Raw genomic sequence first — 19,943 nt, 5'->3', positions numbered from 1 at the left:
GGCGATATAATGGGATGTAACTCAGTTATCTTTGGCTGTGAAGCGTATAGTCTTACAGATTGGGAAAAGGGATTTTTTTCAGAAATAAATCCTTATGGGTTCATCCTCTTTGCTCGAAATTGCGATACACCAGAACAGATCAGAAACCTTATATCTGAGCTAAGAGATCTGAGTGGGCGTGATGATCTCCCCGTCCTTGTTGATCAAGAAGGTGGACGTGTGGCAAGACTGCGTCCTCCGCATTGGCGCCGGACACCGCCTGCCGCAGTATTTGGCAAGTTGTATGAAGTTAACCCTGAAAAAGCTTTAAGAGCCGCTTATCTCAATTCCTGTTTGATCTCTCACGAACTGACAGATCTGGGCTTTACGGTTGATTGTGCCCCAGTACTCGATTTAACCATCCCTGGGGCTCATGAGATCGTTGGCGATAGATCTTATGGTGCAACACCTGAACAGGTCGCAGCCATTGGCCGAGTGGTAAGCGAGGGCTTCCTGGATAGCGGTGTCATGCCTGTTGTCAAACACCTGCCGGGTCATGGACGTGCCATGGTGGACAGCCATAAAGAACTCCCTCGGGTCGATACTCAAAAGTCTGAACTCACGAGTAGCGACTTTGAAGCTTTCAGGTTAATGAACGATGCGCCTTGGGGGATGACGGCTCATGTTATCTACCAGGACATCGACCCGGATAATATTGCAACGGTGTCTGAAAAAGTTATCCAAGAGATCATTCGCGGAGAAATCGGTTTTGAAGGCATTCTCTTGTCTGATGATCTCTCCATGAAAGCCATGCACGGCACTTACGAAGAACGGGCAAGAACAGCTCTTCAATCCGGTTGCGATCTTGCACTCCATTGCAATGGTGACCAAGTAGAGATGCAAGCTGTCGCCAAAGGGCTGACATCAATTGATAACGCAAAGAGTGTGCGTCTGGAAAGCACATGGAATTTACGAAAAACAACTGAAATCGATTGGGATGATGCTCTTGCCGAGCTAACCACATTAATCTCGCCTTATTGGCCAGAGACCTAATCTCCTTTACGGCATCAAAGAAGTCTGATGTCCTTACCTAATCAGGATTAATATCTATGGATATTTCAGAATTCCTAAGTGGAGCCACAGTTTGGGTTCTACCAGTTCTTTTGGCTGTTACTTTGCATGAAGCTGCACATGCTTATGTCGCTAAGCTTCTGGGAGATGATACTGCCACGAAATTAGGACGAGTAAGCCTTAACCCTGCAAAACATATAGATCCTTTTGGAACAATATTACTGCCTTCAATGCTTATCTTTGCTGGATCTCCTGTTGTTTTGGGCTGGGCTAAACCGGTGCCGGTCATTTTTGGGCGCCTGAGAAATCCTAAACGGGATATGATCTTTGTTGCCATTGCAGGTCCAATTTCTAATATTCTTATCGCAATAATTGCGGCACTTTGTTTTAACTTTGTTTCGCTTATTCCTGACGTTACGGTCTATGAGTGGATTGTGCAAAATCTTCAAAATGCAATTAAAATCAATTTGTTATTGGCGGTATTTAATATGTTGCCAATTTTACCATTGGATGGTGGAAGGATACTTACAGGCTTATTGCCTACTCCTCTGGCAATTAAATTCTCCCAATTAGAACGTTATGGAATGTTCATACTACTTGGGTTAATCTTTCTGTTACCACTAATTGGTAGGCAAATTGGAATGGATTTGGATTTATTAAGATTTGTTCTTATTGAATCACAGAGCGCGATGTATCCATTTTTTAATGGTTTAGCTAACCTGTTAAGATTTTAACGATGGGAACTCTGTGACAGATACACCGTTATTTGAAGAAGATAATCCATCAGAAAAAGATGAAGCGTTAAAGGCGCTTCATCCGCTGGTACTCGACCTCGACGGTTACGAGGGACCCATTGATATTCTTCTACAATTGGCGCGTGATCAAAAGGTCGATCTGACACAAATTTCTATTCTCGATCTGGCCAATCAATACATTGACTTTATCCAGCAAGCTCACGAATTAAGGTTGGAACTCGCTGCAGACTACTTGGTGATGGCGGCCTGGTTGGCCTATCTCAAGTCCCGATTGTTATTACCTGCACCACAAGGTGATGAAGAACCCTCTGGGGCGGAACTCGCTGCTTCACTACAGTTTCAGCTTCGACGACTACAGGCAATGCAGGACGCTGGTAAAACGTTGATGTCTCGACCACAATTGGGTTTGGATTTCTTTGCCAGAGGAGCCCCAGAAGATACAGGGATTATTGAGAAAACAGGCTATGAGGTTTCTCTTTTTGAGCTCCTGAAGGCCTATGCGAACTCTCGAAATAAAACAGAAACCAAAAGCTTGTTGATTGAACATATGGAGCTCCACTCTGTAGAGGATGCGATCATTAGGCTATCTGCTTTTCTGGGGACAATGCCGGATTGGAATGAGCTGTATCAATTCCTTCCGGGTAATCTACAGCTTGGAATTCTTGGGCGATCAGCGATGGTTTCTCTTTTTGCGGCAAGCCTGGAGATGTGCCGGGAGGGGAAGCTCGAATTAAAGCAAACGGAAACATTTGGCCCTATCTATATAAAAGACCGAATTTAGAAACCGCCCTGGAAATATGAAAATGATGGAAGATATGAGAATAATCGTTCAAATGATAACGAGGTGACAAAGAATGTCTCTTGAAACCAGGTACGACCATATTCGTTTGGTTGAAGCGTTATTGTTTGCAGCAACCGAACCTCTTTCACCAAAACAATTGTCTCGCCACTTTCCTCAAGACTTGGACTTGATACCCCTGCTTATCGAGCTAAAGGCCGTTTATGAAACACGCGGGGTAAATCTTGTCCAACTTGAAGATAAGTGGGCTTTTCGAACAGCTCCGGATATGGCTCCGCTGCTTCGGATAGAGAAAAGTCAGATCAAACGTTTGACCCGTGCTGCTGTCGAGACGCTCGCTATCATTGCCTATCATCAGCCTGTGACACGCGCCGAAATTGAAGAGATACGAGGAGTAGCCCTCTCAAAGGGGACCCTGGATACTTTGTTGGAAATCGGCTGGGTTCGCCCTAAGGGGCGACGGAGAACGCCGGGACGACCCGTTACCTGGGCCACAAGTGATAGTTTCCTTGATCATTTTTCCATCGAAAATCTGGATGACCTTCCTGGTCTAGATGAATTAAAGGTCGCTGGACTGTTGGATGCAAGGCCAGCCATTACCGCCCTGGGAGATCACGGCGACTTGTTGAGTGTGGCAGATGAAGGGGTGGATACAATAGGGGCTGAAGAAGCTGACGAATCAGAAATTACAGAACAGTTGAAGTCTGACTTCGGGGACGATTTGATGAACTCAGAAGAAGAGGGTGCTGCTGATTCTGATGAGATCTCTGACCAATCTTCACTGCCTGTTTAGTTTTTTTTGTGAAAATAAGGATTGTTAACGCTTTTTAGTGCGACATTTTGGGTTCAGGCTCTAGTTGATATTGATTTTTAACTGCAGTTCTGCGAGGTTGCACAAAACGTAATGAAGATTAATGGCACGGTTACTTAATGTCCGCACTCTCTTTGGAAAACGTGAGCCATAGATTTGGCAAATTAGCAGCGGTGAATAACGTCAGCCTTTCGATAGAGGCTGGTGAGTTTATTTGTCTGCTGGGTCCATCAGGCTGTGGAAAGACCACCATTTTACGTTTAGCTGCCGGTCTTGAACCTCTCCAAGGTGGGGTGGTTCGGATGGGAGGGGCCATTGTTGCTGATCGCAATATTGAAACCCCACCAGAAGACAGGTCTGTGGGATTGGTATTCCAAGACTATGCTTTGTTTCCCCATCTAAGTGTTGAAAAAAATGTTGCTTTCGGACTTACGAATCTTTCGCGGTCAGAGCGAAAGTCTCGGGTGCTGGAAGCACTTCAACAAGTGGGGATGGCTGATTATAAGGATGCTTTTCCGCACACCCTATCTGGGGGACAGCAACAGCGCGTAGCCCTCGCACGAGCAGTAGCCCCACGGCCAAAACTTGTTCTTTTGGATGAACCCTTTTCTGGTTTGGATGTCCGCCTTCGAAATCAAATACGGGATGAAACTGTTCGTGTCCTCAAAGAAAACGGCACTGCAACACTTATGGTTACCCATGATCCAGAAGAAGCGATGTTTATGGCGGATCGGATCGCGATTATGCGTGAAGGCAAAATTGTCCAGCTTGCAACCCCATCAGAGTTATATACCAACCCTGCAGATCCTTTTGTGGCCCATTTCTTTGGTGACTTAAATGAATTCAAAGGTATTTGTAATAACGGTCACGTTGTCACACCTTTTGGGCCGCTTGCAACGCCAAGCCTCCCGCATGGATCCCCGGTAAACATTTTGGTACGACATGAAGGTGTTGTATTGGGGGAGAAAGTGAACGGTACGGGGGTTGAAGCCAGTGTCTTGAAAACACGTATGTTGGGCCGGACGAGTCTTGTAGACTTTAAAATTCCCAATGGCTTAGAGGACGATCTTCATGTGAAAGCTCGAATGGGAAGTGAGTTTATTCCCGAAGCTGGAAAGAAGATTGTACTCGAGCTGGATAAGCGTCTGGCCTTTGTTTTTTCATCCCCGTCCACGGAATAATTATTCCTTCGAAACAAGACACTTAAGTCCATTGCGTATGAATCGTTGATTGACCCTTATCTTTTTGCCATAGTCCCTAGCAGATTATAGGATTTTATCTCCAAGGAGAGAGTAATGGGTGCGTTCAGCATTTTGCATTGGCTGATTGTTTTAGTTGTTGTTTTGGTTCTCTTCGGAGGCGGCGGTAAGCTGAGTAAGCTTATGGGTGACGCAGGTTCCGGTATTAAAGCCTTCAAAAAAGGTCTTAAAGAAGAAAACAAAGATACTGCTTCTTCTGACACAGAAGAGAGCAAATCAATTCCAGAAGATAAAGACAAAGCTTAAACCCGTTTGGGTTCCAGTTGGATTGAGTTTTGACTTAAGGAGCAGTAACCTATGTTCGACATTGGTTGGTCGGAAATGATGGTCGTTGCAGTTTTAACCCTATTGATTATGGGGCCTAAAGAACTGCCTAACACACTGCGAAGCGTATCCAAATGGATAAAGAAAGCTAAAGGACTGGCTCGTGAATTCCAGTCTGGTGTTGATGATGTTATTCGTGAATCAGATCTTCAGGATGCACGAAAAGCGCTTGAGGGATCTAATAGCGAATCAATTCGTAAAACGATTGAAGAAGTTATCGATCCTTCAAAATCGCTGACGAAAGCATCACAAGAGGTCAAAGACGAGGTTGAGGCTATAGCCAAGGACGAAGATAAAGAGGAGCATAATCCTTTTTCATCCATCACCAAGCCGCCGACCAATCTTGTTACTGAAAAGCCGAAAAGTGAAGCGCCCAAAAGTGACACTTCAGAAACGGCGGCTTTGTCAGATGCTGATCGTGAAACAACCACTTCTAAAAGTAGCTAATCATTGTGACGAATACGACAGAAGAACAGAAGATGCCCTTATTGGAGCATTTAATTGAGCTTAGAAGGCGCCTTCTATGGAGTGTAGTCACTCTATTGGTGGCCTTCGTGGCTTGCTTTGCGTTTGCTGAGCAGCTGTTTGAATATCTAGCAGCACCCCTCGCTGAAGTAATGCGGGAAAACGCTGTAAGTGAACGTCAAACCCGTTTGATTTTTACGGATTTGACAGAAGTGTTCTTCACTTATGTAAAGGTTGCTTTCTTCTTTGGCGCCTTTATTAGTTGTCCGATTTTTCTGTCACAGATTTATCTCTTTGTGGCTCCTGGCCTCTACAAGAATGAGAAATCGGCATTTGCGCCCTTCCTGATCGCATCACCAATTTTATTCTTTGTTGGCGGGGCTTTGGTTTATTTTGTCATCTTCCCACTTGCAGCAGAATTTTTCCTGGCTTTCCAGGTTGAAGGATCTGAAGGTTCTTTAGCAATTGAGCTTGAAGCCAAGGTAAATGAATACTTCTCCCTTATGATGAAGTTGATTTTTGCCTTTGGAATTTGCTTCCAGCTTCCAGTGCTTATGACCCTTTTGGCAAAAGTTGGAATTGCTTCGTCAGCGGGCATGGCAGCAAAACGTAAATATGCCATTGTGGGCGTATTTATCGTGGCAGCTATTTTTACTCCACCTGATCCACTAAGCCAGTTGGCTTTGGCTATTCCGATTGTTTTGCTTTATGAGATTTCGATCCTCATGGCCAAAATGGTGGAAAAGAAGCGCGCTGAAGAAGAAACCGCTGATTCGAGTGATATTACTCAAGATTAATGTGTTTTGACTTCCTGCATTCTCTCTTTGCGATGTAGAGTGTACCAAGTGTTAATTGAATTTTGTCTCTATCAATAATCTCTACCAATGTGAGGACAGAGATACCTATGTATGATCTAAAGTTGATCCGCGAAACTCCAGAATTACTGGATGAAGGCCTCAAACGTCGTAACCTTGAGCCAATGTCTGCTCATATTCTAGAGCTAGACAAGCAGCACCGTTCGGTTCAGGCCGAACTGCAGGATATGCAGGCGCGTCGTAATGAGGCTTCCAAGCAAATTGGAATGGCCAAACGCAACGGCGAAGACGCTTCGGATCTTATGGCAGAGGTTGCAGGTATCAAATCTGGCATGGCTGAAAAAGAAGCCGCCGATAATGATTATGCCAACCAGATCAAAGATATTCTTTCCGGTATGCCTAATCGTCCAAAAGACGATGTTCCTGTAGGGGAAGACGAAGACGACAATATTTTGGCCCGCCTGGTTGGCGACAAACCTGAATTGTCTTTCGAAGCCAAACAGCACTTCGAGCTTGGCGAAGAACTCGATGAAATGGACTTCGAATTAGCGGCAAAGCTATCAGGCTCCAGGTTTGTTCTGCTCAGAGGCGGTGTTGCCAGACTTTACCGTGCGTTGTCGCAGTTCATGATCGACCTTCACATTGATGAACACGGCTATACAGAGGTTATTCCACCTGTTTTGGTTCGCGATCATGTCATGTATGGAACGGGACAACTTCCGAAATTTGCTGAGGATTCATTCCGTACCGAAGAAGGTTTCTGGCTTATTCCAACTGCAGAGGTTCCTTTGACGAACTCTGTCGCTGGTGAAATTCTTAAAGAGAATGAGCTGCCCAAACGTATGACGGCGCTTACACCTTGCTTCCGTTCAGAAGCGGGTTCTGCTGGTCGTGATACCCGTGGTATGTTGCGCCAACATCAATTCGATAAAGTAGAGATGGTGTCCATCGTTCATCCAGATAAATCTGATGATGAGCTAGAGCGCATGACTGGGTGTGCTGAAGATGTTCTAAAACGTCTTGGGCTTCACTATCGGGTTGTTGTACTTTGTACGGGTGATATGGGTTTTGGCGCCCGTAAAACCTATGATATCGAAGTCTGGCTTCCGGGGCAGGATGCCTATCGTGAAATTTCCAGTTGTTCTACTTGTGGAGATTTCCAGGCGCGTCGCATGAACGCACGCTTCCGCCCAACCGATAGCAAAAAGCCAGCCTTTGTTCATACGCTAAACGGTTCTGGCGTAGCTGTTGGACGCTGCCTAATCGCGGTAATGGAAAACTATCAACAGGCGGATGGTTCCATCACGGTGCCAGAAGTACTTCGTCCTTATATGGGCGGCAAGGAGAGCATACGCCCGAATGACTAGGACTATAACTGATCTTTCCAAAGCGCGGATGCTGCTGTCTAACGATGACGGCATTCACGCCGAAGGATTAGCTGTTCTTGAAGAGGTCGCGCGTAAGCTTTCTAATAATGTTTGGGTTGTTGCACCTGAAGTAGAGCAAAGTGCAGCTAGTCACTCGCTCACTTTGCGACGTCCTTTGCGTGAGCGCAAACTTGCTGACAAACGCTATTCGATTGATGGTACGCCCACGGACTGTGTCTTGATGGGCATGAAGTACCTCATGAAAGGTCAGAGGCCTGATCTCGTTCTCTCAGGGGTAAATGTCGGGGCAAACCTCGGCGAAGACGTGATTTATTCAGGAACTGTTGCAGCTGCAATGGAAGGTGCCATTCTCGGCGCCCGGTCGATCGCACTCAGCCTACGCCCTGATACCCAAAATGATACTTTGTTCCACTGGGACACGGTTCGACACTTTGCTCCTGATGTCATTCGAAAACTTGCGATGTGGGACGGTGCTGAGAATCTTCTGTTTAATGTCAATTTTCCAGGAGTTCCTGCTGATCAGGTCAGAGGAATAAAGATCTGTCGACAGGGGCACCGGGACGAAGAGACCACAGTTGTTGAAGGGAATGATCCCGGTGGGCGGCCTTATCTGTGGGTGGGGCAGTTCGTTAGCCACCATACATCGGTGCCCAATGCGGATCTGTCAGCAATCGCGGAAAATTATATTACGATTACACCCTTGAAGTATGACCTGACGGATCACGACGTTCTTGAGAAAATGGGACAGTTGTTCTCATGAGCCTCCATGCGCGAAAGATACGGCTAATAATGGAACTGCGTCGTGGCGGTATCTCTGATACAGATGTGCTATCTGCCATCGAACGTATCCCAAGAGAAGCTTTTGTTCCCGGTCCCTTTCAGGATCAGTCATACGAAAACATGGCTCTTCCAATCGGGCGTGGTCAGACATTAAGTCAGCCTCAAGTCGTGGCGATGATGACCCAGGGACTTCGCTTGAATAAGCGTATTAAGATTCTTGAGGTCGGTACAGGGTCAGGATATCAGGCAGCAATTCTTTCTCGCCTGTGCCGCCGGGTTTACACCATTGAGCGGCATAAAGAACTGTTGTCAGAAGCAGAGGAACGTTTCACCGAACTTCGACTTCACAATGTAACCACAAAGTTAGGGGATGGTTACAAGGGGTGGAAAGAGCAAGCTCCTTTTGAGCGCATAATTATCACAGCAGCACCGAAGGAAATTCCTCAAGCGCTTCTTGAGCAATTGGCAATTGGTGGTATTCTTGTTTTACCACTTGGTTCGCAGGGTAATCATCAAGAACTGATCAGGATTACACGAACAGAACATGGTTATGATCAGGAAAATTTGGGGGGCGTGCGTTTTGTACCTCTCGTACATGGAATGCCCAAAGATACATAAGGCAAATTATCTCTCTGGAGAGAGCGGATATATAAAACGTGCGTTACAAGAATAATGTTTGATAAGAATAGCTTATCCATTGTGAAAATTCTAGCCATGCTTGTCTCTGCTGGTTTGTCTGGTTGTACCCTAGACCCATCATCCTTTCCAACGCTTTCCAGCTCTTCGACGACCAAAACGGCGCCGCCAACAGTCTATAACTATCCGCCACCAACACTGCCAAAGCGCAAACCAACACCCCCACCACGACCGCAAATAACTGAAGGTGCGACAGGTACTGTTGCCGGAAATGTTATTCCGGCTTTGTTGCCTAGTCGGATAGCTCTTCCAAAAAGAAATCCAAGGCGTGGTCTTGCCTGGTCCAAGGTACAGAAAGATTCTAAGACGTCATTGGGTGTGACAAACTCCAAGATCACCACTGTATCCAAGGGAATTCAAAATAATAACGCAACGTCGAAATACAAAGTTGTGCGTGGAGACAGTGTCTATTCCATTTCTCGCAACAAACGGGTTTCTATCCGTGAACTAATCATCATTAATAAGTTATCTGCGCCCTATAAGTTGGTTGCAGGGCAGCTCATCCTGCTTCCAGTATCGAAGGAACATGTCGTGGCTTCCGGGGATACTATTTATGGAATTTCCAGGCGTTATGGGGTGGAAACAACCGAACTGGTTCGCATCAACAAAATACAGCCACCATACTCGTTGCGTGTTGGGCAGCGCCTAAACCTGCCAGCTTTGAGAAAAACCGTCGTAGCTGGTCAGGCCGTTGTTAAGAAAACAGGACAAGCTGCTGCTAAGGTTCAGCCCGTTTCTGTGCCTTCTCAAAAAACGACAGTTGCCCAGATACCCAAGGCTAAGAACTTCACAGGACCGGTACCAAAACCTCTCCCGCGGTCAGCGAGTAATTTCTTACGCCCGGTAAGTGGCAAAGTCATTTCATCCTTTGGGCCAAAACCCGGTGGTATTCACAACGATGGAATAAACATCGCTGCTAAAAAAGGGACATTGGTAAAGGCCGCAGAAAACGGTGTTGTCGTTTATGCGGGGAGTGAACTCAAGGGATTTGGTCAGATGTTGTTGATCAAACACTCTGATGGATGGGTCACAGCCTATGCCCATACCGATCAGTTATTGGTCGGCAGGGGGCAAAGGGTAAAAAGAGGCCAGCAGATTGCCAAGGTCGGCAGTACGGGAAATGTTTCAAAACCACAACTTCACTTTGAGATCCGCAAAGGATCGGAAGCTGTTAATCCCAACAAGCTGATTACCAATTAGGTTGTAATGGCTCTTCTCCGCTTTGTTGAGTAGAAAAAGATGCCGACCGCCAAGTAACCTGTTGATATGTATGGTTTCTGATAACTTTACATAGAGCAGGTATATGACAATCAACATCTCGCAGCATATTTTAGGCCTCAAAGGGCAACGTGTAAATGAAATTAAACTGGATGACGGCGGTGTTAAGATTGTCATTCACTGCAGCCGAGACGCGCGTAGGAGGGCTATAGACCCTGCTACAGGCCAGAAGGGAAGCATCAACCAGCATGTCCGCCGACAAGTAAACGACATCCCCCTTTTTGGGTATCCTTGTGTGGTCGAGATTGAGCTGGCGCAGGTTTATATTAACAAGGGCGAACGCCGCATTGAGGGGTGTGATTTTGTTGATAAAGGGTGCCGTTTCACTCACCGATTTTGCCGACTGATCAGTGGATTATGTCGGCATATGTCTATTCAAGCGGTTTCCAGACATTTGGATATACGATGGGAAACGGTCAAGAATATCGACAGGGCATACCTTATTGAAACTCTCCCTACGCTTGATCCTGCAGAGCTAACTGGCTTGGAATATATTGGTGTAGATGAAGTTGCCCGGGCGAAAGGTCATGACTACATGACGGTGGTCTACGATATGGTTGGCGGTCATCTGATCTGGGTTGAAGCAGGCCGAACTGCCGAGGTTTTTTCAAGGTTTTTGAAACAACTGCAACCAGATACAGCCTGCAAAATAAAGGCCGTAGCGATGGATATGGGGCCTGCCTACCAAAAGGCTGTCAGAGAGTCCTTGCCGTTGGCCGACATAGTATTTGACCGTTTCCACGTCATGAAAAACTACAGCAAAGCTATCCATAATCAGCGTCGACTTGAGTTCAGAAAGGCCGATCCAAGTGGTAAAGAGTTGATGAAAGGGACACATTATCTGTTGCTCAAAAATGCGGATAAGTTGAGTGAAAAACAAAGTGACAAGCTGCAAAGGTTGCTGGAGAGCAATAGCAACCTGAATGCACTTTACGTCTTGAAAGAACAGCTTCAGCTGCTGTGGAGTGCCGCTTCATTTGAGGCGATGGCGGAGCAACTGGAACGTTGGTGCCTGATAGCAGATCAGTCACAGATGCTCTATCTAAAAAAGTTCGCGAAATCCCTACGGAAACATTGTGTGGGCATCTGCAACTACGCCAAACACAAGCTCACAAGCGCCAGGATAGAGGCTGGTAATGTCAGTATAGGAATGATCCGTAAGCGAGCCAGAGGCATCAAGGATACCGAATACTTCAAACTCAAAATTAGACAATCATCCATTCCAGATAATCAATCTATGCTCTATTTGAAATCCTAAATCTACTCAACAAAGCGGAGAAGTGCCGTTGTAATCTTGAATTTCCTAAAGATTATAATCTCTTAAGTGATCTTAATTGACATACGGCCTGCAAGGTCCTGGATATACTGCCAGGCAACCCGACCAGAGCGAGATCCCCGGGTTACTGACCACTCCCGTGCTTCTGCATGTAAAGTATCGAGATCGATCTTGATGCCATAATGCTCCACGTAGGCTTCAATCATCGCAAAGAAGGTATCCTGATTGCAATTATGGAAACCGAGCCAAAGGCCAAAACGATCCGAGAGGCTGACGTTTTCTTCGGTGGCCTCCGAAGTATGTATGGCGGATGAACGCTCGTTTTCAATCATCTCACGGGACATCAGGTGGCGCCGGTTTGATGTCGCATAAAAAATCACATTGTTTGGGCGACCTTCAATGCCACCCTCAAGAACAGCTTTGAGCGATTTGTAAGTGTCGTCCTGAGTGTCAAAGCTCAGATCATCACAGAACAGAATGCACGGGCGATCTGATTTTTTCAAAATTTTGAGCAATCTTGGAAGGGAGGGGATATCTTCGCGGTGAATTTCAACAAGAGTGAGTTTGGTGAATCCCTCTGCCGCGGCAAGGCTATTTACCTTGTCATGAACGGCTTTGACGATTGAGCTTTTCCCTGTTCCTCTGGCACCCCAAAGCAGGGCATTGTTCGCCGGAAAGCCTTCAACGAAGCGTAAGGTATTGGAAAGAAGTATTTCTCTTTGGCGATCAATCCCCTTTAGAAGATCGAATTCGATCCGATTCACCTCTGAAATTGGTTCTAGCTGATCGGGGTCTGTGTGCCAAACATAGGCTTCCGCCTTTGTAAGATCAGGCTCTGATTTGACTGGAGGTGCAATCTTTTCCAATGCGGTCGCAATACGCTCAAGAACGGGCATTAAAGATTGAGAATCAGTCATTTATCTTACTCCGGCTTATTGCCAACATAGTTATTATTTTCCAAACCCTATCCTTCCGAACTAGGGCCGTCAATTAGAGTATATCCTAGCTCGATTAGCTTTGTGTGCCTGTTCGTTTGCATTTCCGGGCCAGACCGTTATAGTCCGCGGGTAATTTTTTTTGGACGGCTGTTAATAGACCGATTCCAAGTTCTATCTTCTGGAGGGATTAATGTTTATTTCCACAGCTTATGCTCAGGCAGCTGGTGGTGGTTCACCAAACGAATTGTTCGCGACACTCTTCCCGCTTGTTTTGATTTTTGCGGTTTTCTACTTTCTGATTATTCGCCCGCAAAGCAAGAAAATGAAACAGCAAAAAGCGATGATCGAAGCGATTAGTCGTGGTGATAAAGTGATCACAGCTGGTGGTATCGTTGGTAAGGTTTCGAAAGTCAAAGAAGGTGAAGTTGAAGTCGACATTGCTGAAGGTGTTCGGATCACTGTTATCCAAAGCACGATTGCCAGCGTACTGACGAAACCAGTACCGGCTGATAAATCTACTGAAAAATCAGCTAACGACGACAAAAAAAGTAAAAAAGACAAAAAATCCAAGGATTAATTTGTCTGCCGTCCCAATGACTTATCTACTTTTTATAAGTATATAAAATTGAGGACTGGTCTTTACCTGCTCTGGAACTATATCCAGAGCAGGTTTAATTTCTTTATTCAACAGATAATACGGGCCGGTTATGGTTCAAATTCCTAAGTGGCAAATTTTTGCAGTTATTGGCGTCCTTGTTCTTGGTCTTTATTATGCCATGCCAAATGTTTTCAAAGAACAAACGCTGGACGCATTTCCTGAATGGGTGGCATCCGACCAAATAAACTTGGGATTGGATCTTCAGGGCGGTTCTTATCTTCTGATGGAAGTCGATCTTGAAAAAGCCAAACAAGAACAACTCTCCAATCTAGTTGAAGGTTTCAGAGCCACTCTAAGAACCGAACGCATTGGTTATACAAACCTACGGGTTGTAGATGGCGCCGCCACTTTTGACCTTCGTGATGGTAGTGATGAAATGTCATCACGTGTTCGGGCAATGATCTACCAGAACAATCCGGGTCTGTTAATTACAACAGACAATGGCACTATCACTGCGGCTTATGGTGAACAGGCTATCCAGCAACGTAATATATCGATTCTAAACCAATCTATTGAAGTTATTCGTCGCCGGGTAGATGAAACCGGGACCAAAGAAATCAGCCTGCAACGCCAAGGTGATAACCGTATTGTCCTTCAAGCTCCTGGTGAAGAAAACCCGGATGAGCTGAAACGTAAAATTGGTCAAACTGCAAAATTAACTTTCCAACTGGTCAACCAAAATGCCGATCCTTATTCTGGAAAAGCACCAGTAGGTTCACAAATTTTGCTTTCCCAAGATTTGCAAGCCAATGGCCAACCTCAACGTTATGTGATCAATAAGCGTGAAATGGTCAGTGGGGAAAACCTGATCGATGCTCAGGCGACTTTTCAGGATGGTCAGCCGGTTATTTCCTTTACCTTTGATACCACAGGGGCCAAGCGTTTTGCAGATGCGACACAGAAAAATGTAAATCGTCCTTTTGCTATTGTCCTCGATAAAAAAGTTATTTCTGCACCGGTTATTCGTTCACCAATCCTTACGGGTACGGGCATCATTTCTGGTAATTTTACCATTCAATCGGCCGAAGAGCTCGCTTTACTCTTACGTGCAGGAGCACTACCCGCCGATATTTCTTTTGAAGAAGAAAGAACAGTGGGTGCGGGGCTTGGTGAAGATTCTGTCACAGCTGGTAAGTACGCAAGTATCATTGGTCTTGTCTTTGTCTTGATTTTCATGGGGATGGCCTATGGCTTGTTTGGTGTAATGGCCAACTTTGCCCTAGTCGCCAATCTTGTCTTGATTGTTGCTGTACTCTCTTTGTTCCAGGCGACACTTACTTTGCCGGGCATCGCGGGGATTGTATTGACAATTGGTATGGCTGTTGATGCAAATGTGTTGATTTTTGAGCGCATTAGGGAAGAGGTCCGGAATGGACGAGGGCCCGTTATGGCCGTCGATGCGGGTTACAAGCGTGCCATCGCAACTATTCTCGATTCAAACATCACAACCCTAATTGCTGCTGTACTTCTGTTCCAGTTTGGCACCGGCCCGATCAAAGGCTTTGCTGTCACACTGACGATCGGGATCATTACATCTATGTTTACGGCGATTATGTTCACCCGTTTACTCATCGTAACCTGGTTGCGTCGGAAACGTCCGCAATCACTCGGTATATAATAGGAGGCTTTGTAATATCATGGCATTAATCAAAAAGCTTCCTGTCGATCCCAAAATCAATTTCTTGGGCAACAGAAAACTGTTTATGGCTTTCTCTGCTCTGTTGATTGCCCTTTCTGTTTTCTTGGTTGCGACACGTGGACTAAACTTCGGAATTGATTTCCGGGGTGGTGTTCTGATCGAAATTAAAACCACGGAACCTGCGGATCTCAACTCTTTGCGCAGCCGGATGGGCACACTTAATATCGGTGAAGTCAGTCTGCAAGAATTTGGTGCTCCTGATGAAGTTCTAATCAACATCCAAAAACAAGAGGGTGATGAGAAGAAACAGATGGACGCCATCAATTTGGTAAAAGCCGAATTGGGCAGCGATGTTGCAGAATACCGTCGCGTTGAGTTTGTTGGTCCGAAAGTCGGTGCTGAGTTAAAGCAGGATGGAGCACTTGCAACGATCTTTGCTCTACTCGGAATTGCCTTTTACATCTGGTTCCGCTTTGAGTGGCAATTCTCTGTGGCGGCGCTTTTGGCGCTTACGCACGATGTGATCACAACGATTGGGTTCTTTGCTCTGACGCAATACGAATTCAATCTGGCGACACTTGCTGCTATTCTGACGATCGCTGGTTATTCTATCAATGACACGGTGGTTATTTTTGACCGGGTACGGGATGAGCTACGCCGCTATAAAAAGATGGAAGTCATCGACATCCTCAATATGGCGGTTAATAAAACTCTTTCTCGGACAATCCTGACATCTGTAACAACCCTATTGGCTCTGGTTTCGCTCTTTGTTTTTGGCGGTGAAGTTCTACGTGGTCTAAGTTTGGGGCTGATCTGGGGTGTTGCCATTGGTACATATTCATCCATTGGTCTTGCCGTTCCATTGCTCTTTGCAACAGATGTTCGTTCACCTGTTCCTGAAGACGAAGAAAATGGCGAAGGTGCCGAAAACGGGCAAGAAGCTTAGGAGCGTCACAAAGTGGAAGTGACACTGCAATTAAAGGATGGCCAACAGGTTGTCGAAAAATATGGTAATGGCCGCTTTCTTATTAGCGACCATTACCACGAGGGTTCCGTTCTTATCCGATCCGAAGAAACGGTTCCCTGGACTGTAACAAAGTTCAAGGATTTAACCGTTGAGAGCCTTCAACCCTTTGTTGATATGGCGGATCAAATCGAAGTTCTTCTGATCGGTTGCGGTTCAAAATCTGAATTCATACCACCCAAATTTAGAGAAGAGCTACGTGGTAAAGGCCTCGTTATTGATGCCATGGACACAGGAGCTGCTTGTAGAACCTATAATGTTCTATTATCAGAAAACCGAACTGTGGCTGCTGCTTTAATCGCTGTAGAATAGGCCGTAGCCTTAATGAGTAATAGTGCTCTCTCTCTTTGCGGCCAGGAAGTTAAGTCTCATGATTATGATCGTTACTTAACGTGCCTGTTTGCGCCTGAAGAATGTCGCGACGCCTTGTTTGCTCTTTATGCTTTTAATCAGGAAATAGCAAAAACCGCCGAAGTTGTAAGTGAACCTCTTACGGGGATGATTCGTTTGCAATGGTGGCGGGAGTCTATTCAGGGGATATACGATCACTCTCCAAGAAAGCACATGGTTGTCGAAGCACTGTCAGAAGCGGTGCATCAGTTTTCTCTGAAGCAAAGTTTGCTTGAAAAGATAATAGATAGCCGAGAATTTGATTTGGACGAAGAGGTCCCAACAACTCTTGGATCTTTGGAAAACTATGTCGAGAGTACATCGTCAAGCTTGTTAGCTGCTGCGGTTGAGATCACGGCATCCAACCAAGCCAATAACACACATGACGTTGTTAAGCACATGGGGCTGGCGTGGGGCATTTTGGGGTTGATCCGGGCTATACCATTCCATGCAGAAAAAAAACGAATTTATATCCCGCAAGAATTATGCAGCTTACATAACCTGGATCTTAAACAACTGTTTGAGCTACAGAGCTCTAAAGCTCTATGTGACATTATCGAGGTTTTGACCGAACGACTTCGAAGTCACCTAGCTAAAGCCAGGTCTTTTAGACGTGATATTCCCAAAAGAGCTCAATCACCCTTGCTCGTGGGTATTTTGGCTGACCAGTACATCAAGCGACTTGAAGATAATAAATACGACCCATTTAGCCCCTCTCTCCATAAGGTAACGTCATCAGTTTCCTGGCGATTGATGTGGGCAAACCTACGGTCTCGTTACTAACGTTAGTTGTTAGAAAATTGGCCTCACATTTGAAAATGCGAGGCCATTTTTATATACAAATTCTATGAAGGTATTGATCCGTAATTTTCATCGAACCATGTTTGAAGATCTTCAAGTGCCCGTTTTGAATAAAGCGGCTTGCGGTCTTTCTTTTTGACCTTTTTACCTGGGCCTCTTGGAATATTCGGGAATATACCAAAGTTTACATTCATGGGCTGGAAGGTCTTGGCGTCTGCGCCACCTGTTACATGGTTGATCAAGGCACCGTGTGCTGTGGTGATTGGAGGAGCTGGCAATTCATTGCCGAGACGCTCGGCTGCAGCAAAGCGTCCGGCCATTAATCCTGAAGCCGCTGATTCAACATAACCCTCAACACCCGTGATTTGACCTGCAAACCTCAACCGAGGCATGGGCTTCATCCGAAGAGAGCTATCCAATAGTTTGGGCGATTTCAGGAAAGTATTTCTATGCAACCCGCCCAGACGTGCAAATTCAGCTTCTTCCAGGCCAGGAATGGCTCTGATGATTTCCATTTGTGCGCCATATTTCATCTTGGTTTGGAAACCAACGATATTATAAATCGTACCGAGTTTATTATCCTGGCGAAGTTGTACGACGGCATAGGGCTCTTCATCGCTGTGAGGATTGGTAAGGCCTACTGGCTTCATAGGGCCAAAACGAAGCGTTTCTACTCCTCGGCTCGCCATCACTTCAATTGGAAGGCATCCTTCGAAATAGGGAGTGTTTTCTTCCCACTCTTTAAAGTCGGTTTTTTCGCTATCGATTAAGCCTTGAATAAAGGTCTCGTACTGTTCCTTGCTCATCGGGCAGTTGATGTAATCCGCTCCGTCACCCATAGGGCCGACTTTATCATAGCGAGATTGGAACCAGGCCTTATCGAAATTTATGGATTCTTTGTAAACAATAGGGGCAATGGCATCGAAGAAAGCGAGGTATTCTTCGCCTGTAATGCTGGCGATAATCTCGCTCATGCTTTCAGAAGTAAGCGGGCCTGTTGCAACAATAACAGAATCCCAGTCTTCTGGTGGTAGGGTGTCAATTTCTTCACGGACGATCGTAACCAACGGATGCGCTTCCAGGCGCCGTGTTACTTCATCAGAAAAATTATCTCTATCAACAGCGAGTGCGCCACCAGCAGGGACCATATGTAAGGCTGCTGAGGCCATGATGATTGAATCCATCCGGCGCATCTCTTCGTGGAGAAGACCAACAGCATTGTTTTCGTAATCATCAGATCTGAACGAGTTAGAACAAACCAGTTCTGCCAAACCTTCACCCTGGTGAGCGTCAGTTTTTCTGACTGGACGCATTTCGTGCAGGATAACAGGGACACCAGCTTGAGCAATTTGCCAGGTCGCTTCTGTTCCCGCCATTCCGCCGCCGATAACGTGGATAGGTTTTAAATCGCTGTTGCTCATTTGTTCTTCTCGTATGATAAATAATTTTTTCGTGTTATATCTATTAATTCAGCTTATTGCACCCATATGTTTTAGGTCTTGTAATTTTCTTTGTACTTAAAAAATAATAACACATTTCTCAGGAGCTATTTAGTTTATGCAGCGTATTGATGATCGTATTAAACGAGGGGGAGATGACGACAGCCTTATCGGCTCGGTTGTTGACTGGGTTATGGCTCAGGCCCTGCGCGATACGACAATCGAAGATCTTTTTGAAGGTTGTTGCCTTCGCCTAAGGTCTGCTGGTCTTCCCATTGCCAGAGGTTACATCGCTTTTCGTACCCTTCATCCACTTTATAGCGCAATGGGTTTGACCTGGGAGTTGGGTAATGGGGTAAAGACAGTTGGCATGTCACATGATGCTTCGCGTGATGAAGTGTGGCGTCGCAGCCCCTTTTATTTCATGCTTAGCAAGGATATCAGCCTATTGAGGCGGCGTTTGACGGGTGAGGGCGCCATTCATGATTTTCCGCTTATGACTGATCTACGCGATGATGGTTACACCGACACCCTTTGCTATGCTATTCACTTTGAAGAATCTACTCCAGGGGATACCGAGGCCAGAGGAATTCTTGGTACTTGGTCTTGCGATATAAAAGCAGGCTTTAGTGATTCTGATATTAGATCGCTCATCCGGGTGCAAAACCGCCTCGCCGTGGCCTGTAAGGTAATTATCAAGTCTCAGATCGCTCAAAATATTTCGACGACCTACCTTGGTAGTAATGCTGGGCAGCGGGTGTTGAAGGGACAAATTAAACGCGGCGATGGTGAAAAAATTCACGCCGTGATCTGGTACAGTGATTTACGAAATTCTACTGCCCTTGCTGATATGATGCCTGAGGAAGACTATCTTGATCTTCTTAATGGTTATTTCGAAAGTACCGCGGGCGCCATTATTGATAATGGTGGTGATGTCCTCCTGCTTATCGGTGATGCTGTGCTGGGTATTTTTCCGTTCACTGAAAACCGAACTCAGGCAGAGACGGGTGAATTAGCTGTGAAAGCAGCATATGATGCTCTGGAGCGGATTAAAGAGTTAAACACCTGTGCTTGTAGTAATGGTAAATGCGAAGCTTCGTTTGGTTTGGGGCTGCATGTGGGGAATGTTATGTTCGGTAATATTGGCTTACCGGATCGGCTTCAATTTACAACGGTTGGTCCGGCGGTAAATGAAGTGGCCCGACTTGAAGCTCTGACAAAAGATCTCGGAAAAGAAATTCTCATGAGCAAGGAGTTTGCAGAAATCGTTGGCAGGCAATGTATGCCAATGGGCAAGCACCAACTCAGAGGAATTGAGGAAAAACGCGAAGTTTATACCATGGGTGACTGAATTCATC

Annotated in this window: 22 protein-coding genes; 19 read left to right on the top strand and 3 right to left on the bottom strand. The window is 45.8% G+C overall.

Translation table 11 applies throughout. The features are described from left to right. The first annotated feature begins 9 nt into the window (after positions 1 to 9). From nagZ to ACOGW3_RS02320, 12 genes are all read left to right on the top strand, one after another. On the top strand, positions 10 to 1,032 hold the full coding sequence (gene nagZ / locus ACOGW3_RS02375) for a beta-N-acetylhexosaminidase (protein ID WP_419901492.1): 1,023 nt from the start codon (positions 10 to 12) through the stop codon (positions 1,030 to 1,032). Positions 1,033 to 1,088: 56 nt separating this feature from the next. Further along, positions 1,089 to 1,784 carry a site-2 protease family protein gene (locus ACOGW3_RS02370; protein ID WP_419901491.1) on the top strand — a complete coding sequence of 232 codons (696 nt, stop codon included), beginning with the start codon at positions 1,089 to 1,091 and terminating at the stop codon, positions 1,782 to 1,784. A gap of 13 nt (positions 1,785 to 1,797) precedes the next feature. Beyond that, on the top strand, positions 1,798 to 2,586 hold the full coding sequence (locus ACOGW3_RS02365) for a segregation and condensation protein A (protein WP_419901490.1): 789 nt from the start codon (positions 1,798 to 1,800) through the stop codon (positions 2,584 to 2,586). Between the two features lie 73 nt (positions 2,587 to 2,659). Continuing rightward, positions 2,660 to 3,397 (top strand): SMC-Scp complex subunit ScpB, encoded by a 738-nt coding sequence (gene scpB / locus ACOGW3_RS02360; protein WP_419901489.1) that lies wholly within the window; start codon positions 2,660 to 2,662, stop codon positions 3,395 to 3,397. A 137-nt stretch (positions 3,398 to 3,534) separates the two neighbouring features. Further along, positions 3,535 to 4,596: an ABC transporter ATP-binding protein gene (locus ACOGW3_RS02355; RefSeq protein WP_419901488.1), complete on the top strand. Its 1,062-nt coding sequence runs from the start codon at positions 3,535 to 3,537 to the stop codon at positions 4,594 to 4,596. Between the two features lie 114 nt (positions 4,597 to 4,710). Then, complete coding sequence (locus ACOGW3_RS02350) at positions 4,711 to 4,920, top strand: twin-arginine translocase TatA/TatE family subunit (RefSeq protein ID WP_419901487.1); 210 nt, start codon at positions 4,711 to 4,713, stop codon at positions 4,918 to 4,920. A gap of 51 nt (positions 4,921 to 4,971) precedes the next feature. Next, positions 4,972 to 5,445, top strand: coding sequence for a Sec-independent protein translocase protein TatB (tatB, locus tag ACOGW3_RS02345; RefSeq protein ID WP_419901486.1), 474 nt, complete (start codon positions 4,972 to 4,974; stop codon positions 5,443 to 5,445). A 32-nt stretch (positions 5,446 to 5,477) separates the two neighbouring features. After that, positions 5,478 to 6,260, top strand: a complete 783-nt coding sequence (tatC, locus tag ACOGW3_RS02340) for a twin-arginine translocase subunit TatC (protein ID WP_419901760.1) — start codon at positions 5,478 to 5,480, stop codon at positions 6,258 to 6,260. A 107-nt stretch (positions 6,261 to 6,367) separates the two neighbouring features. Continuing rightward, positions 6,368 to 7,645 carry a serine--tRNA ligase gene (serS, locus tag ACOGW3_RS02335; protein ID WP_419901485.1) on the top strand — a complete coding sequence of 426 codons (1,278 nt, stop codon included), beginning with the start codon at positions 6,368 to 6,370 and terminating at the stop codon, positions 7,643 to 7,645. Continuing rightward, positions 7,638 to 8,426, top strand: a complete 789-nt coding sequence (gene surE, locus ACOGW3_RS02330) for a 5'/3'-nucleotidase SurE (protein ID WP_419901484.1) — start codon at positions 7,638 to 7,640, stop codon at positions 8,424 to 8,426. The genes serS and surE overlap by 8 nt, the downstream gene beginning before the upstream one ends. Continuing rightward, entirely contained in the window at positions 8,423 to 9,064 is a 642-nt protein-coding gene (locus ACOGW3_RS02325; RefSeq protein ID WP_419901483.1) for a protein-L-isoaspartate(D-aspartate) O-methyltransferase, read from the top strand. Before surE ends, ACOGW3_RS02325 begins: the two co-directional genes overlap by 4 nt. Positions 9,065 to 9,118: 54 nt before the next feature. Further along, complete coding sequence (locus ACOGW3_RS02320; RefSeq protein WP_419901482.1) at positions 9,119 to 10,342, top strand: peptidoglycan DD-metalloendopeptidase family protein; 1,224 nt, start codon at positions 9,119 to 9,121, stop codon at positions 10,340 to 10,342. Here the strand turns inward: ACOGW3_RS02320 and ACOGW3_RS02315 are convergent. Next, the gene (locus ACOGW3_RS02315) at positions 10,268 to 10,459 is read right to left on the bottom strand and encodes a hypothetical protein (protein WP_419901481.1); all 192 of its coding nucleotides are present in this window, start codon (positions 10,457 to 10,459) and stop codon (positions 10,268 to 10,270) included. The genes ACOGW3_RS02320 and ACOGW3_RS02315 overlap by 75 nt on opposite strands. Between ACOGW3_RS02315 and ACOGW3_RS02310 the strand changes: the two genes are divergently transcribed. Next, the gene (locus ACOGW3_RS02310; protein ID WP_419901077.1) at positions 10,446 to 11,678 is read left to right on the top strand and encodes an ISL3 family transposase; all 1,233 of its coding nucleotides are present in this window, start codon (positions 10,446 to 10,448) and stop codon (positions 11,676 to 11,678) included. The two genes, ACOGW3_RS02315 and ACOGW3_RS02310, sit on opposite strands and share 14 nt — an antisense overlap. A 62-nt stretch (positions 11,679 to 11,740) precedes the next feature. Here ACOGW3_RS02310 and ACOGW3_RS02305 read toward each other — a convergent pair whose 3' ends face one another. Next, the gene (locus ACOGW3_RS02305) at positions 11,741 to 12,613 is read right to left on the bottom strand and encodes an ATP-binding protein (protein WP_419901480.1); all 873 of its coding nucleotides are present in this window, start codon (positions 12,611 to 12,613) and stop codon (positions 11,741 to 11,743) included. A 211-nt stretch (positions 12,614 to 12,824) separates the two neighbouring features. Between ACOGW3_RS02305 and yajC the strand changes: the two genes are divergently transcribed. The 5 genes from yajC to ACOGW3_RS02280 all read left to right on the top strand — a co-directional run bounded on the left by yajC (position 12,825) and on the right by ACOGW3_RS02280 (position 17,128). Next, positions 12,825 to 13,211 carry a preprotein translocase subunit YajC gene (gene yajC, locus ACOGW3_RS02300; RefSeq protein WP_419901479.1) on the top strand — a complete coding sequence of 129 codons (387 nt, stop codon included), beginning with the start codon at positions 12,825 to 12,827 and terminating at the stop codon, positions 13,209 to 13,211. Positions 13,212 to 13,341: 130 nt separating this feature from the next. After that, positions 13,342 to 14,910, top strand: coding sequence for a protein translocase subunit SecD (gene secD / locus ACOGW3_RS02295; protein WP_419901478.1), 1,569 nt, complete (start codon positions 13,342 to 13,344; stop codon positions 14,908 to 14,910). Positions 14,911 to 14,929: 19 nt separating this feature from the next. Next, on the top strand, positions 14,930 to 15,877 hold the full coding sequence (gene secF / locus ACOGW3_RS02290) for a protein translocase subunit SecF (protein ID WP_419901477.1): 948 nt from the start codon (positions 14,930 to 14,932) through the stop codon (positions 15,875 to 15,877). Positions 15,878 to 15,889: 12 nt separating this feature from the next. Further along, on the top strand, positions 15,890 to 16,267 hold the full coding sequence (locus ACOGW3_RS02285; RefSeq protein ID WP_419901476.1) for an Mth938-like domain-containing protein: 378 nt from the start codon (positions 15,890 to 15,892) through the stop codon (positions 16,265 to 16,267). Positions 16,268 to 16,279: 12 nt separating this feature from the next. Further along, positions 16,280 to 17,128 (top strand): phytoene/squalene synthase family protein, encoded by an 849-nt coding sequence (locus ACOGW3_RS02280; protein ID WP_419901475.1) that lies wholly within the window; start codon positions 16,280 to 16,282, stop codon positions 17,126 to 17,128. 62 nt (positions 17,129 to 17,190) lie between these two features. On the opposite strand, the gene trmFO is transcribed toward ACOGW3_RS02280, so the two are convergent. After that, positions 17,191 to 18,567, bottom strand: a complete 1,377-nt coding sequence (trmFO, locus tag ACOGW3_RS02275; protein WP_419901474.1) for a methylenetetrahydrofolate--tRNA-(uracil(54)-C(5))-methyltransferase (FADH(2)-oxidizing) TrmFO — start codon at positions 18,565 to 18,567, stop codon at positions 17,191 to 17,193. Positions 18,568 to 18,703: 136 nt separating this feature from the next. Here trmFO and ACOGW3_RS02270 point away from each other — a divergent pair, with 136 nt between their 5' ends. Continuing rightward, positions 18,704 to 19,936: an adenylate/guanylate cyclase domain-containing protein gene (locus ACOGW3_RS02270; RefSeq protein WP_419901473.1), complete on the top strand. Its 1,233-nt coding sequence runs from the start codon at positions 18,704 to 18,706 to the stop codon at positions 19,934 to 19,936. Positions 19,937 to 19,943 lie beyond the last annotated feature (7 nt).

The sequence above is a fragment of the Kiloniella sp. genome, assembly GCF_965205715.1.
In the GTDB taxonomy this organism is placed as follows: domain Bacteria; phylum Pseudomonadota; class Alphaproteobacteria; order Kiloniellales; family Kiloniellaceae; genus Kiloniella.
This window is presented reverse-complemented; position numbering and strand designations above follow the sequence as displayed.

Excerpts from the sequence above, each read along its gene's own strand:
- nagZ (WP_419901492.1), top strand. The coding sequence starts at position 10 with ATGGGATGTAACTCAGTTATCTTTGGCTGTGAAGCGTATAGTCTTACA.
- serS (WP_419901485.1), top strand. The coding sequence starts at position 6,368 with ATGTATGATCTAAAGTTGATCCGCGAAACTCCAGAATTACTGGATGAA.
- tatB (WP_419901486.1), top strand. The coding sequence starts at position 4,972 with ATGTTCGACATTGGTTGGTCGGAAATGATGGTCGTTGCAGTTTTAACC.
- ACOGW3_RS02310 (WP_419901077.1), top strand. The coding sequence starts at position 10,446 with ATGACAATCAACATCTCGCAGCATATTTTAGGCCTCAAAGGGCAACGT.
- secD (WP_419901478.1), top strand. The coding sequence starts at position 13,342 with ATGGTTCAAATTCCTAAGTGGCAAATTTTTGCAGTTATTGGCGTCCTT.
- ACOGW3_RS02320 (WP_419901482.1), top strand. The coding sequence starts at position 9,119 with ATGTTTGATAAGAATAGCTTATCCATTGTGAAAATTCTAGCCATGCTT.
- ACOGW3_RS02350 (WP_419901487.1), top strand. The coding sequence starts at position 4,711 with ATGGGTGCGTTCAGCATTTTGCATTGGCTGATTGTTTTAGTTGTTGTT.
- scpB (WP_419901489.1), top strand. The coding sequence starts at position 2,660 with ATGTCTCTTGAAACCAGGTACGACCATATTCGTTTGGTTGAAGCGTTA.
- ACOGW3_RS02325 (WP_419901483.1), top strand. The coding sequence starts at position 8,423 with ATGAGCCTCCATGCGCGAAAGATACGGCTAATAATGGAACTGCGTCGT.
- ACOGW3_RS02370 (WP_419901491.1), top strand. The coding sequence starts at position 1,089 with ATGGATATTTCAGAATTCCTAAGTGGAGCCACAGTTTGGGTTCTACCA.
- ACOGW3_RS02355 (WP_419901488.1), top strand. The coding sequence starts at position 3,535 with ATGTCCGCACTCTCTTTGGAAAACGTGAGCCATAGATTTGGCAAATTA.
- ACOGW3_RS02270 (WP_419901473.1), top strand. The coding sequence starts at position 18,704 with ATGCAGCGTATTGATGATCGTATTAAACGAGGGGGAGATGACGACAGC.
- ACOGW3_RS02315 (WP_419901481.1), bottom strand. The coding sequence starts at position 10,459 with ATGTTGATTGTCATATACCTGCTCTATGTAAAGTTATCAGAAACCATA.
- trmFO (WP_419901474.1), bottom strand. The coding sequence starts at position 18,567 with ATGAGCAACAGCGATTTAAAACCTATCCACGTTATCGGCGGCGGAATG.
- yajC (WP_419901479.1), top strand. The coding sequence starts at position 12,825 with ATGTTTATTTCCACAGCTTATGCTCAGGCAGCTGGTGGTGGTTCACCA.
- surE (WP_419901484.1), top strand. The coding sequence starts at position 7,638 with ATGACTAGGACTATAACTGATCTTTCCAAAGCGCGGATGCTGCTGTCT.
- ACOGW3_RS02305 (WP_419901480.1), bottom strand. The coding sequence starts at position 12,613 with ATGACTGATTCTCAATCTTTAATGCCCGTTCTTGAGCGTATTGCGACC.
- tatC (WP_419901760.1), top strand. The coding sequence starts at position 5,478 with ATGCCCTTATTGGAGCATTTAATTGAGCTTAGAAGGCGCCTTCTATGG.
- ACOGW3_RS02280 (WP_419901475.1), top strand. The coding sequence starts at position 16,280 with ATGAGTAATAGTGCTCTCTCTCTTTGCGGCCAGGAAGTTAAGTCTCAT.
- secF (WP_419901477.1), top strand. The coding sequence starts at position 14,930 with ATGGCATTAATCAAAAAGCTTCCTGTCGATCCCAAAATCAATTTCTTG.